The organism is Bordetella muralis, assembly GCF_054781015.1.
Window position 1 is genome coordinate 539,655 of record NZ_BAAGVF010000003.1, and the last position, 12,853, is coordinate 552,507.

Sequence of the window (12,853 nt, forward strand, 5' to 3'; positions counted from 1 at the left end):
GCGTCACAATAATCAAAAATTCAATTTATCTAGTCGAGGATGACCGAATGAAACTGACCGCCGATGCCCGCGGGGTATTCCCCATCGCTCCCACGCCCTTTTTTGACGATGGCGCCGTGGATCATGCCTCCATCGATCGGATGATGGATTTCTATCATGGCTGCGGATCCACCGGGCTGACCGTGTTGGGCCAATTGGGCGAAGCCCCCAAACTGGATTTCAACGAGTCTCTGGAAATCGCCTCTCAGGTCATCGGTAAATCCGCTGGCATCCCCATCGTCGTCGGCGTGTCCGCGCCGGGCTTCGCCTCGATGCGTTCTCTGACGCGAGCCGTCATGGATCGCGGCGCTGCAGGCGTCATGATCGCGCCGCCCAACACCTTGCGTACCGACGACCAGATCGTAAATTACTACCATCAAGCCGTCGAGGCCATCGGTGACGACGTGCCCTTTGTGCTGCAAGACTATCCGCTGACCTTTTCCGTACAAATGGCGCCTGGAGTCATCAAGCGCATCGTGGATGATCTGGCCTCATGCGTGATGCTGAAACACGAGGACTGGCCAGGCCTCGAAAAGATCTCGACGTTGCGCCGCTACGAGGCCGAGGGTGCCATGCGTCACATCTCGATCCTGTGCGGCAATAACGGCCTGTTCCTGGACTACGAAATGAATCGCGGCGCGGACGGCGCCAACACGGGATATTGTTTTCCCGACATGCTGTGCGATTTCGTCCGCATGATCGGCGAGGGCCAAAAAGAAGAGGCGCACGATCTCTTTGACGCCCACCTGCCTCTGCTGCGTTACGAGCAACAGCCCGGCGTTGGTCTGGCGGTACGCAAATACGTGATGATGCGGCGAGGCATCCTGTCCAGCGCCGCGCAACGCCGTCCCGGTGGCGCGCTGACGCCCGCCGCGCGCAGCGAGGTCGATCATCTGCTGACGCGCCTGGCACGTCACGATCCCCGCGCAGGAAAGCTCGTCGCTTAGCTGGAGAGCTTCAACCCGATCAAGCCGGCCGCGATCAATAGCACGCTGATCACTCGCATGGGGCTCAACGCCTCGTGAAACAGCACCAGGCCGGCGACGAATGCGCCGATCGCGCCTATGCCGACCCAAATGGCATAGGCGGTGCCCAGTGGTAGCGTTTTCATGGCGAGCGAGAGCAGCCAGAAGCTGATCAACATGCCGACCAGGGTGACGGCAGAGGGAACGAGACGGGTAAAACCCTCGGTGTATTTCAGGCCGACGGCCCAGACGACCTCAAAAAGTCCCGCGAGTACAAGAATGATCCAGGCCATGATGTGCAGCCCCTTTTCAATAGCCAGCGAGATGCTGGCACTGGGGCCGTCCCCGGATAGGAAAGCGACCGGCAGGTCGCCGGCGGCTGCGTCGGGCCGTCCCGACGCAGCAAAGATTATAGAATAGCAAATTGACCGCCGTGTGGCAGGGGCCCTCTATCCCAGTCACGGTGTCGGCGCCACGCATTTTCCTAAAGATTCGTACACATGAGTTTCCAGGTCACTGTTCAACCCAGCCAGCATCAATTTTCCGTCGAGGCCGGCCAGACCGTGCTGGACGCCGCCTTGGCCGCCGGTATCGTGCTGCCCTACAGCTGCCGCAATGGCGCGTGCTCTACCTGTAAAGGCAAAGTCGTCTCCGGCCAAGTCGATGCAGGGGAGTATCCCGCCCAGATCTTGTCGCCCGAGGAGCTCTCCCAGGGTTACACGCTGTTTTGCCAGGCTCACCCACAATCTGATCTGGTGGTTGAGTCTACCGAGGTCAGGCTGGCCAGCGACATCCAGATTCGCAAACTGCCCGCACGCGTACAAGAAATGGCCCTGGCCGCACCGGATGTGACAGTGCTGCGTCTGCAACTGCCTGCAGCCGATCCTTTCCGCTATTACGCAGGACAATACGTCGAAATCATCCTGAAAGACGGCAAGCGGCGCAGTTACTCCATGGCGAGCGCGCCGCATACCGGCAGTCCGCTGGAGCTGCATATCCGGCATATGCCGGGTGGCGTGTTTACGGATCACGTTTTCGGTGCGGGCGATACGCAAATGAAAGTCCGTGAAATTCTTCGCCTGGAGGGGCCGTTCGGCTCATTCTTCCTGCGTGAAGACTCTGACAAGCCGATCGTGCTGTTGGCCAGCGGCACGGGCTTTGCACCGGTCAAGGCGATTGTCGAGCACATGGCACATCACAATATTCAACGTCCTGTATCACTGTACTGGGGCGGCCGCCGTCCGCGGGACCTGTACATGAACGAATTGGCGCAGTCCTGGGCCGATACCTTGCCGGATTTTCGTTACATTCCCGTTGTGTCTGATGGTTTACCCGAGGATGCCTGGGCGGGTCGCACGGGCTTTGTCCATGAGGCGGTCATGCAGGACCTGCCGGATCTGTCCGGCTACCAGGTTTATGCCTGCGGTGCGCCACCCATGGTGGATGCAGCACGGCGGCAATTCACGGCCCAGTGCGGCTTGCCGGCCGAGGAGTTCTACGCCGACGCCTTCACCTCGCAGGCAGATCTGGCCGTCGCCGGGGGCTGAGACAGAAATGCCGCTCGCGCCAGCAACGACCGTCGCTAAAAAGCCGCACCGAAACCTTTGGGTGTAAATAGATACCGACCCTGCTTTTATGTCATAGGCGAGGGTCCGCTGGCGCTGTACACTGCGGCACGAAACTTTGATCGGATTCAAGCTGCGACAGCAGGGGCATGACCCTGCGGCCAGCGGCGCAAGGAGCAAGTCGCGCATGAGAGTTGTGGTGTTGGGTAGCGGCATTATTGGCATTTCCAGCGCCTGGTGGTTGAGCCAGGCCGGCCATGACGTCGTGGTGATTGATCGTCGCCCCGGCGCAGCGCAGGAAACCAGCCTGGCCAATGGCGGACAGATCTCGGTGTCGTACGCCGAGCCCTGGGCCAACCCCCAAGCCCCCCTGAAACTGCTGAAATGGATGTTTCAGGACGATGCGCCGCTGTTGTTCCGTCCCCAACTCGATTGGCGGCAGTGGGCGTGGGTCTTGGCGTTTCTGCGCGAATGTCTGCCGGGGCGCTTGGCCCCCAATATCCGCGCCATGGTGCGCTTGGCCGAATATAGCCGCAGCACTTTGCAGGGCATGCGTGCTGAGCTGGGGATCACCTACGACCACCTGGAACGCGGCATCCTCAATTTCTATCGTGATCAACGCGAGTTCGAAACATCACAAAGGGCTGCAGGATTGATGCGCGATTTCGGCGTCGAGCGCCGTGTCGTCACCGCTGATGAGGTGATTGCCATCGAGCCCGCGCTGGCATCCTGCCGGGCTACCATCGTCGGCGGCGACTACACGCCGGAAGACGAAAGCGGAGATGTGCATTTATTCGCCACGAGCCTGGCTCGCCGGTGCGAAGCCGCAGGCGTCGAATTCCGTTTCGAAACCAGCGCGACCCGCCTGATCACCGAAGGCGGTCAGGTACAGAGTCTGGAAGTCATCCAGCCCGATGGCCGCTATGCCCGCGTGGCGGCCGATGCCTACGTCGTGGCGATGGGCAGCTTCAGCCCGCGCCTGCTGCGACCGTTGGGTGTGCCGTGCAACGTGTATCCGGCCAAAGGCTATTCCGCGACGTTCGATATCGTCGATCCGGCCCGCGCGCCGTCTGTCAGCCTGACCGACAGCAGCCACAAAGTCGTCGTATCGCGCTTGGGCAATCGCCTGCGCATGGCGGGAACAGCCGAGTTGTCCGGCTATTCCCGATCGCTGAATATGGGCCGTTGCGAGGCCTTGACGCGCCTGGCGCGTGAATTGTTTCCCGGCGCCCTCGATGTTGAGGGCGTCAGCTATTGGTCGGGTTTGCGCCCGGCCACCCCTTCGAACGTGCCGCTCATCGGCCGGACCCGCATCCCCAACCTGTATCTGAATACAGGCCATGGCACGCTGGGTTGGACCATGGGTGTCGGTTCGGGTCGGGCTTTGGCCGATCTGCTCAGCGGACGTAAACCAGAGCCTGAATTTCCTTTTCTTGGTCTACAAAACCTATGAAGACATTGCAATTGGCGGGCTTGACCCGTGGATTGGGCGCCAACCGGCGCACCTGGGTATTCGGCGTAGCTATGGCGGTCGCAGGAGCCGCGCACGGTGCTGGCGTCGAGATTCAGGTGTGGCATACCCTGAGCGGCCCCAACAAAGCCGAATTTGAAAAGCTCACGAAGAAGTACAACAAAGAGCAGGACGAGGTCGTCGTTGAATTACGCGACTTCTCGGATACCAAAGCCCTGCAAGCTGCCGCTACCGAGGCTATCAAGAAAAAATCCGGTCCCAACCTCGTGCAATTGGCGGACAACCGCTCGCCCGAGATGGTCTCCGAGCACAAGGCGATTCTGCCTTTGCATCAGTTGCTGGCCAAGTATCCGATCAAGGACTTGAACTGGTTCCTGCCGTCCACCTCAAGCTTTGTCCGCGACAGCAAAGGGCGCTTGTTGGCCTTTCCGTGGATGGCCGAAGTGCCGGTCATGTTCTACAACCTGAGCTACTACAAAAAGGCCGGGCTGGATCAGAACAACCCATCACGTACCTGGGCTGACTTGCAAGGCGACCTGCTCAAGCTGCGTGACGTGGCCAACCTGGATTGTCCTTATGCGTCCAGCAACCAGGTGCAGGTCCATCTGGAAAACCTGGCGCCCATCAACAAGCAGTTGTACACCTCGAACGACAACGGTCTGGCTGCCAGCAAAGCTGCGCCCGTGCTGAAGTTCGATACCTTGTACATGCGTCATATCTCGTTGATGGTCAGCTGGAAGCGTTCGTTCCTGCTCACCGAACACTCCGAAGGCACGCAAAGCGATGCGTTGTTCGCCAACGGAAAATGCGGCGTGCTGATGTCGGGGTCCGGCTCCGCCGGTACGTTCATGCATACGCGCAATCTCTCGTTTGGGGTTGCTCCGCTGCCGTACTATCCGCAAGCGACTCCCAGCGCAGGACGTCCCTTTGTCAGCGGCTCCGCGTTGTGGGCGATCGATGGCCGTCCGCAAAACCAGGAAAAAGCGACAGCGCAGTTCCTGGCCTGGTTGTCCAAGCCGGTCAATGCGGCCGAGTGGCATCAGCAAACCGGTTATCTGCCTTTGACCGATGCGGCATTGCGTGCGGCCGACGTGTCGTTCTACGACAAAGTCCCCGGCGCCAAGGCTCTGGTTGATTCGATGAAAGGTGATGCAGGCGCGACCAGCCGAGGCTTTCGCATGGCCAACTATGACCGTGTCGAGCCTGTCTTGAGCAACGAGTTGAGCCAGGCACTGGAAGGCAAAACGCCTCCCATGGCCGCGCTGAACAGCGCCTCGGATCAAGCACGCAAAATCGTGCAGCAACGCTAATCGTCATCGCGACGTTTGCGCGTCACATCCGGGCCGTGGCGGTTAATACCGCCACGGTTTTTTTTTTGTGACCACCGGCCCAGCGTCCGTGTGTCGACTGCGATAGCGAGCGCTTTGCTGGGCGGTGAGACGATCACCGTTGCACGCGTTGTTGCCACCACGCCTTGCCCTGCATCCAGCGCTTGCGCAGTCCTCGCGCGGCAATGGGGTCTAGAAAACCATCAGCGCTTTCCGGATCCAGAATCTCGTTGTCGGCAATAAAGGTGTCCAGTGCACTGGGCTTGATGAGATCCAGCAATTCCAGTGTTTTGCCGGTGCTCCGGCAGGCTTCAATGGCATCAACCAATGATCCACAGCGCTCGAAATGGCCCCGGCGATTTTGGCGGACGTGAAGTATTGATTTTCGAAATAGATGAAATCCTTAGCCGCAGCGATCATGTCCAGGTAGAGGGCTTCGATTTCCCGGATCTCGGATAGCTCTTGATAACAGGCACGGGTGCGAGCAATCGCAATCTCGACGTTCTCAAACTGCACAGCGAGATCAGCGGGCCATAGGTCGCTATCGCTCGCCGGGATTGGCTTCAGATGCGCGGTGGTCGCCGAGTGCCAGCGGTCTCGTGACAGCTCCGCCAGCGCCTGCGCGGCGGCGCCGGTGAGCATCATGGTCGTATCGTGCCACGGCGGATAAGCCTTTCCGTTAGGCAAGCGCCGCTTGGGGTCGTTGTCGACGTGTTCCGAGGTATCCCAGCGTGCTGTCGCGATATCAATGCCTCCGCATACCGCCAGTTGGCCTTTAGTTTAGGACCATGGTGCAATGGCTCCGGCAGGCCCCGCGTAGTGGTCCGCGCAGCGAGCGGACCACACGCATGACACTCCTATCAAGTCACCGGGCCCGGATTGAACAGCACCAGAGCGTTGTGCAGTTTCCAGCGTTCCGCCCAGGTTTGCTTGCGGCCGCTGGCGACATCCAACAGCAGGTGGAACATCTCCCAGCCGAGTTCCTCGATGCTCAGCTCGCCATCGGCGATACGTCCGGCATTTACATCCATCAGATCGTGCCAACGGCGCGCCAGATCGCTGCGAGTCGCGACTTTGACGACGGGTACCTCTGCCAGGCCATAAGGCGTGCCGCGGCCCGTCGTGAAGATATGCAGGTTCATGCCTGCAGCCAACTGCAGTGCGCCGCAAATAAAATCGCTCGCCGGCGTGGCAGCATAAACTAGGCCCTTTTCGATGCCGCGATCACGCAGGCTTTCGCCAGGGCTCAAGACCCCATTGATGGCGGCGGTCCCGGATTTGATCACCGAGCCCATCGCTTTTTCGACGATGTTTGAAAGCCCGCCCTTTTTGTTGCCGGGCGACGTGTTGGCACTGCGGTCTGCCTGTCCGCGTTGCAGATACGCGTCATACCAGGCCATTTCATGCACGATGGCTTCGGCGACCTCGACCGATTCTGCACGTTTAGTCAATTGCTCGACGCTGTCACGCACCTCTGTGGTCTCAGAGAACATGATGGTCGCGCCCGCCCGCACCAGCAGGTCTGCGCAGAACCCTACCGCGGGATTTGCCGTTACGCCGGAAAACGCATCGCTGCCCCCGCACTGCACACCTACGACCAGATCCGATGCCGGGCATGTCTCGCGACGGCGGCGGTTCAGCCGTTCCAGATGCGGCACAGCTTGAGCCAGAATGGCGTCGATCATCGCTTGAAAACCAACGTGTTCGTCGTCTTGCAGCCGCATGACGTCCAGCCCCTGGCTCATCGAGCCATCGGCCTGAATCGGGATACTGTTGGCGGGCATCAAACGCTCGGGCTGCAGCTTTTCGCAGCCCAGGCTCACGATCATGACCTCGCCGCCGAAATTCGGATTGCGGCTGATGTTGCGCAGCGTGCGTATGGGAACTATCGCGTCAGGTGCGTCGATGGCGACACCGCAGCCATAGCCGTGTTCCAGTACGACCACGCCGTCCACATTCGGATAGCGCGGCAGCAGTTCAGCGCGAATGCGCTGCAGTGCATGTTCCACTACGCCCGCCACACATTGCACCGTGGTGCTGATCGCCAGCAGATTGCGCGTGCCTACCGTGCCATCGGCATTGCGATACCCTTCAAACGTATAACCCTCCAGCGGGGGCAGGGCGGCCGGTGTGTGGGTAGCCATCGGCAGATCATCCAGACCGCGCGCCGCTGGCATCGTCAATACGTTTTCATTGACCCAACTGCCCGCGGGCAAATCACGATTCGCGTAGCCGATGGTGACGTTGTAGCGCCGGACCTCCGCGCCTTCGGCGATGTCGGTCAGCGCCACTTTGTGGCCTTGCGGGACGCGCTCGCGTAGCTGCGGACCATTCGGCAATTGAGCCCCGGCGCCGAGACCGCCCAGGTTGGCCACAATGGCGACGTTGTCGTTCGGATGCATGCTGATCGCACGCGGAGTGTCGGTGGCGGGCGAGGCCACCGCCGTAGCGGATGAAGTACAGGTCGACATACCTAAGGGCTGAGAAGAAGAGTAAAGGGATGATCGTTGAGGTTATGAATGTTAACGTTAACTATTTTTGGCGTCAACGTGCATGCTTGGGGCTGGGGAAATGCGCACAGAGGCCTCTGTGCTGTAGGCCGTCCTGTCGCGCATCTCGGAGCAGGGAGATTTTGCCGCAACGGATTTGAGGGAGGGGGCTGGCAGGATATTCCATTGCGTGGAATTCATGGGATCCCAAATTCGGTTTCGGGAACTACAGTTTGCTTTCAGGCTGCCGCACAGCAGGGCGCTGCGGTGATCGCCACAGAGAAACCGAAAACAAGGAGACGTCAGAATGAAGTCATTTTTACAGCGCGTGCTGATGCGTGCGTGTGTCGCTGTCGTTGGCAGCGCTTGCATCTCGACGGCGCTGGCCGCATATCCCGACAAACCCATCCGCCTCGTTGTGCCATTTTCACCGGGGGGCGGCACCGATTTGATTGCGCGTACTCTTGCGGCCGGCATGGCCAAAGACCTCGGTCAACCTGTCGTCGTAGAGAACAAACCTGGTGCCGGCACGATGATAGGCACGGACAATGTGGCCCGCAGCGCTCCTGATGGATATAGCGTCGTGGTCGCGTCTTTTGCGCACGCAGTCAATCCCTCTTTGCAGCCGAAACTCCTTTACGGCAGCAACAAAGCCTTTGCGCCCGTGATGCTCATCGGTCGGGGTCCGAACGTCCTGGTGGTACGTCCAGACGGTCCCTACCATTCTGTCAGCGATATTCTGCAGGCGGCAAAGGCGAATCCAGGAAGACTGACATACGCCTCGCAAGGTATCGGCACCTCTGCGCACCTGGCGGGCGAGATGTTTGCCAATTTGGGGAAAGTCTCGCTCACGCACGTTCCGTATCGTGGCGCGGGGCCTGCGCTGACTGATTTATTGGGTGGTCAGGTCGATATGATGTTTGCCACCGCCGCAGCCGTTTCTGCCTTTATCGACAATGGCAAACTGCGAGCCATCGGGGTGACGACGGCCGAGCCATCTGCAGCCTTCAAGGGCGTACCGACGATCGCGTCCACTGTGCCGGGTTACCAGGTCGAAAGCTGGTACGGCTTGTATGTCCCCGCAGGGACACCGGGTCCCGTCATCGATCGATTGAATGCATCGGCCCGTAAAGCCGCCGCATCGCCGGAGTTTGCCAGCAAGATTGAAGAGGAAGGCCTGAAGGTCACTGCCGGTGCGCCTGCAGAACTGGAGACCTATGTCCAGGGGGAAGAGGCTCGATGGGCGCGTGTCGTCAAGGAAAACAACCTCAAACCTGAATAGGGATTGCCGTTAGCCGCTTTCGCGTTGGACGAGCTTGAAACCGACATCCTGAATGGGGTTGTCCGGCGCAATGCCTTCGATACGATTGATCAGCATGCTGGCCGTACGGCGTCCGATATCCTCGTGATCCACCCGCACGGTGGTCAGGGCAGGGGTGACGTTGCAGGCAAAATCGAAATCGCCAAAACCCACGACGGCGAGGTCCTCTGGAACGCGCAGTCCGCGCATTTGCGCTTCCATCAAGGTGCCGAGTGCCACCATGTCAGTGGCCGAAAAAATGGCATCGACATCGGGATCGCCCTCCAGCGCGCAAACCAGGCCGCTGCGTCCGTGGCCGAGTTGGCTGGGCGGTTCGATCACAAACGACGAACCTTCCTGCAGATGGCGGCCCGCGATACCCAGGCGCAGGGCCTCATCGGCAAAACCGTGGAACCGTGCTGCCGTACGCGCCTCTGTTGCGGCGATCGAGGCGACACGGCGCCTGCCTTGCTCATGGAAATAGCGCGCAATGGCCACGCCCACATCATAGTGAGAAAAGCCCACCAGCATATCGATGGGCGTATCGGTCATTTCCCAGGTCTCTACGACCGGGATGCCCGATGCAGTGAGGCGTTGCCGTGCACGGGGCGACTCCATCAGCCCTGTCAGCACAATCCCGTCAGGCCGACGGGCAATCACCGAGTCCAGCACCATGTCGTCGCGTGAGCGGTCATAGCCGCGTTCGCTCAACATCACCTGATAACCGGCCTCGACCAGAATTTCTGTCATCGCGTGCACGGCCAGCAGGAATGCCGAGCCTGAAGCAATGGAGGGCACCATCAGCGCAATCATCCGCGTGCGTTTTGAACGCAGTCCGGCCGCATGCAGATTCGGCACGTAGCCGCTGTTGGCAACGGCCTCCAGCACTTGTTGCCGTGTGTCGTCGGATACCAGATGAGGTTGATTCAAGGCGCGCGACGCCGTCATGACGGAGACTCCCGCCTGGCGTGCGACGTCGGTCAGCGTGACGCCGCCACCGCTGCGTCTGCCGACGCGCGTCGTGGTCTTGCTCACCTTAGAATCCTTGCGAATACTTGTCACGTAAAAACTCCACCAGGCATTTCACCGATTGCGGTACATGCGCGGACCAAGGGCGCAAGGCATAGAGTTTGCCACCAAAAAAGCCATGTACCCGCCAGTTGGGCAAGACCTCGACGAGCCCATTGGGCGGCGTCGTCACAGCGCTGAAGTCTGGCAGCATACCGATTCCCACACCTTCGAGTACGGCTTGACGCAGCACCTCGCTGTTATTTGCCCGAAAATTGGTTCGTATCGGTATCACGATGGGCTGCGCCGATTGGCGCCGGCCTTCGCGTACAAACGACCATGTTTCATAGGTGCGATTGCCGAGATAGGTGGCACACGCATGATCGCTCAGGTCGCGCGGATGCTGCGGCTCGCCATGGGTTTGCAGGTACTGCGGGCTGGCGACCAGCATCGAGCGCGACGAGCAGAGTTCCCAGGCGATGTACGATTCCGGCGGATGGTCGGTATGGCGGATCGCCAGATCAAAGCCCTCGTGCGCCAGGTTCACCAGACGGTCGACCAGCTCCAGGTCGATGCGCACTTCGGGATATTGCCGTAAAAAGGCCGGCAGGACTGGCGCCAGATGTTGCCGGCCAAATGCGACAGGCGCGGTCACGCGCACCGTGCCGCGCGGCACATCCGACAAATCCTTCACTGCCAAAAACCCTGCGCTGATGCGATCAAACGCCGGCGCTGCATTTTCGACCAGATTGTGTCCCGCCTCGGTCAACATGACATGCCGGGTCGTGCGGCGCACGAGCGGCAGACCGACGGCCTTTTCCAACGCATTGATGCGCGTACTGACCGAGGCCTTTGATACGCCCAGGCGCTTGGCCGTCTGGGTAAAGCTGCGGGTTTCCGCCAGCGCGGTCAATAAATAAATATCCGCCACGAGCGGCGCAATCTGATCGGTGGCCATCGTGATGCTCCCGGGCTGACGATTGTTCATTTTATCAAACACTGATGTCGCAAAACCGGTCTTCTCGTCAGGAGGCCGCAGCCGTAGACTGAGCCTGTTTTCCGATCAACTCCATCTGGATACCGCCCGTGACTACCGCACCCTCCAACGCCTCCACGCCCCTGATTGGTCACTGGATCGACGGCCATCGTGTCGATCCGCAATCTCCTAAAACCCGCGACGTTTTCAACCCCGCGTTGGGACAGGTGTCGGCGCGTGTCGCATTGGCCGAGCTGACAGATGTCCAGGCTGCCGTGGCCTCGGCCCGCAAGGCTTTTCCCGCTTGGGCCGCCACGCCGCCGTTGCGCCGTGCACGGGTGTTGTTCCGTTTTCTTGAGCTGCTGCATCGCCACCAAGACGATCTGGCCCGCCTCATCACCTCCGAGCACGGCAAAGTGTTCAGCGACGCCCAGGGCGAGGTCGCGCGCGGCATCGACATTGTCGAATTCGCCTGCGGTGCGCCGCAGTTGCTGAAAACCGACTTCACCGAACAGGTGTCGGCCGGCATGGATAACTGGACCTTGCGCCAGCCGCTGGGTGTAGTGGCTGGCATCACGCCGTTCAATTTCCCGGTGATGGTGCCTATGTGGATGTTCCCCATGGCTTTGGCCACCGGCAATACTTTCATCCTGAAGCCCAGTCCAATTGATCCCAGCGCATCGTTGTTCATCGCCGATCTGCTCAAGCAGGCCGGCTTGCCGGATGGCGTTTTCAACGTGGTGCAGGGCGATCATCATGCCGTGCAGGCATTGATCGAAGACCCCGATGTCAAGGCGATCTCGTTTGTGGGCTCGACGCCTGTCGCGCAACAGATCTACGAGGGCGGCGCACGCAACGGCAAGCGCGTACAAGCCTTGGGCGGCGCAAAGAATCACATGGTGATCATGCCTGATGCCGATCTGGATCAAGCCGTTGATGCTTTGATGGGCGCTGCCTACGGCTCGGCTGGCGAACGCTGCATGGCGATCTCGGTAGCTGTCTTGGTCGGCTCCGCCGCCGATCAGGTCGTGCCGCGCGTAGCCGAGCGCTTGAAGCAACTGAAAGTACTGAACGGTACGAACGCCCAGGCTGAAATGGGCCCTATCGTGACAGCGGAAGCGCGTCAACGCATTGCCGGCTATATCGATATTGGCATCAACGAAGGCGCGACGCTGTTGGCCGATGGCCGGGAGTTCAAGGGCGCACAAGCAGGCGAGGGCTGCGACGATGGCTTCTGGCTGGGCGGTACGCTGTTCGACAACGTCACCCCGGATATGCGTATCTACAAAGAAGAAATCTTCGGCCCCGTGCTGTCATGTGTGCGTGTGCCCGATTTCGCCTCGGCGGTGCAATTGATCAACAACCACGAGTTCGCCAATGGCGTCAGCTGCTTTACACGTGATGGCAACGTGGCGCGTGAATTCGGCCGCCAGATCGAGGTCGGCATGGTAGGCGTGAATGTGCCGATTCCGGTGCCGGCGGCATGGCATGGTTTTGGCGGTTGGAAACGTTCCCTGTTTGGCGACATGCATGCGTATGGTGAAGAGGGCGTGCGCTTTTACACCCGTCAAAAGAGCATCATGCAGCGTTGGCCTGAGAGCATCGGCAAAGGCGCGGAATTCGCCATGCCGACGATACGCTAGACGTCATCAGCGGCCGCATCAGTCTGTGGTGCAGCCGTTCAGATCGACATGCGCGGCTTTTCTGCCGCG

General features: G+C 60.2%; 11 protein-coding genes. 6 read left to right on the forward strand and 5 right to left on the reverse strand.

Annotation, left to right across the window (positions count from 1 at the left end; translation table 11 throughout):
* Positions 1-47: 47 nt before the first annotated feature.
* A complete protein-coding gene (locus ACYVIT_RS07505) occupies positions 48-986 on the forward strand; it encodes a dihydrodipicolinate synthase family protein (protein ID WP_415808779.1) in 939 nt (312 codons plus the stop codon).
* Here the strand turns inward: ACYVIT_RS07505 and sugE are convergent.
* Positions 983-1,297: a quaternary ammonium compound efflux SMR transporter SugE gene (gene sugE / locus ACYVIT_RS07510; protein ID WP_415808778.1), complete on the reverse strand. Its 315-nt coding sequence runs from the start codon at positions 1,295-1,297 to the stop codon at positions 983-985. The genes ACYVIT_RS07505 and sugE overlap by 4 nt on opposite strands.
* Before the next feature lie 207 nt (positions 1,298-1,504).
* On the opposite strand from sugE, the gene ACYVIT_RS07515 reads away from it, so the two are divergent.
* From ACYVIT_RS07515 to ACYVIT_RS07525, 3 genes are all read left to right on the forward strand, one after another.
* The gene (locus ACYVIT_RS07515) at positions 1,505-2,551 is read left to right on the forward strand and encodes a CDP-6-deoxy-delta-3,4-glucoseen reductase (protein WP_415808777.1); all 1,047 of its coding nucleotides are present in this window, start codon (positions 1,505-1,507) and stop codon (positions 2,549-2,551) included.
* A 205-nt stretch (positions 2,552-2,756) separates the two neighbouring features.
* On the forward strand, positions 2,757-4,022 hold the full coding sequence (locus tag ACYVIT_RS07520; RefSeq protein ID WP_415808776.1) for a D-amino acid dehydrogenase: 1,266 nt from the start codon (positions 2,757-2,759) through the stop codon (positions 4,020-4,022).
* Positions 4,019-5,350, forward strand: coding sequence for an extracellular solute-binding protein (locus ACYVIT_RS07525; RefSeq protein WP_415808775.1), 1,332 nt, complete (start codon positions 4,019-4,021; stop codon positions 5,348-5,350). The genes ACYVIT_RS07520 and ACYVIT_RS07525 overlap by 4 nt, the downstream gene beginning before the upstream one ends.
* A 210-nt stretch (positions 5,351-5,560) precedes the next feature.
* Here ACYVIT_RS07525 and ACYVIT_RS07530 read toward each other — a convergent pair whose 3' ends face one another.
* Positions 5,561-6,013 (reverse strand): hypothetical protein, encoded by a 453-nt coding sequence (locus tag ACYVIT_RS07530; RefSeq protein ID WP_460478174.1) that lies wholly within the window; start codon positions 6,011-6,013, stop codon positions 5,561-5,563.
* 215 nt (positions 6,014-6,228) lie between these two features.
* Positions 6,229-7,839 carry a galactarate dehydratase gene (gene garD / locus ACYVIT_RS07535; protein WP_415808773.1) on the reverse strand — a complete coding sequence of 537 codons (1,611 nt, stop codon included), beginning with the start codon at positions 7,837-7,839 and terminating at the stop codon, positions 6,229-6,231.
* A 325-nt stretch (positions 7,840-8,164) separates the two neighbouring features.
* On the opposite strand from garD, the gene ACYVIT_RS07540 reads away from it, so the two are divergent.
* Positions 8,165-9,139, forward strand: coding sequence for a tripartite tricarboxylate transporter substrate binding protein (locus ACYVIT_RS07540; protein ID WP_415808772.1), 975 nt, complete (start codon positions 8,165-8,167; stop codon positions 9,137-9,139).
* A 9-nt stretch (positions 9,140-9,148) separates the two neighbouring features.
* Here ACYVIT_RS07540 and ACYVIT_RS07545 read toward each other — a convergent pair whose 3' ends face one another.
* Positions 9,149-10,192 carry a LacI family DNA-binding transcriptional regulator gene (locus tag ACYVIT_RS07545; RefSeq protein WP_415808770.1) on the reverse strand — a complete coding sequence of 348 codons (1,044 nt, stop codon included), beginning with the start codon at positions 10,190-10,192 and terminating at the stop codon, positions 9,149-9,151.
* A 1-nt stretch (position 10,193) separates the two neighbouring features.
* The gene (locus ACYVIT_RS07550; RefSeq protein WP_415808769.1) at positions 10,194-11,123 is read right to left on the reverse strand and encodes a LysR family transcriptional regulator; all 930 of its coding nucleotides are present in this window, start codon (positions 11,121-11,123) and stop codon (positions 10,194-10,196) included.
* 161 nt (positions 11,124-11,284) lie between these two features.
* Here ACYVIT_RS07550 and ACYVIT_RS07555 point away from each other — a divergent pair, with 161 nt between their 5' ends.
* Positions 11,285-12,784: a CoA-acylating methylmalonate-semialdehyde dehydrogenase gene (locus ACYVIT_RS07555; RefSeq protein WP_415808787.1), complete on the forward strand. Its 1,500-nt coding sequence runs from the start codon at positions 11,285-11,287 to the stop codon at positions 12,782-12,784.
* Positions 12,785-12,853 lie beyond the last annotated feature (69 nt).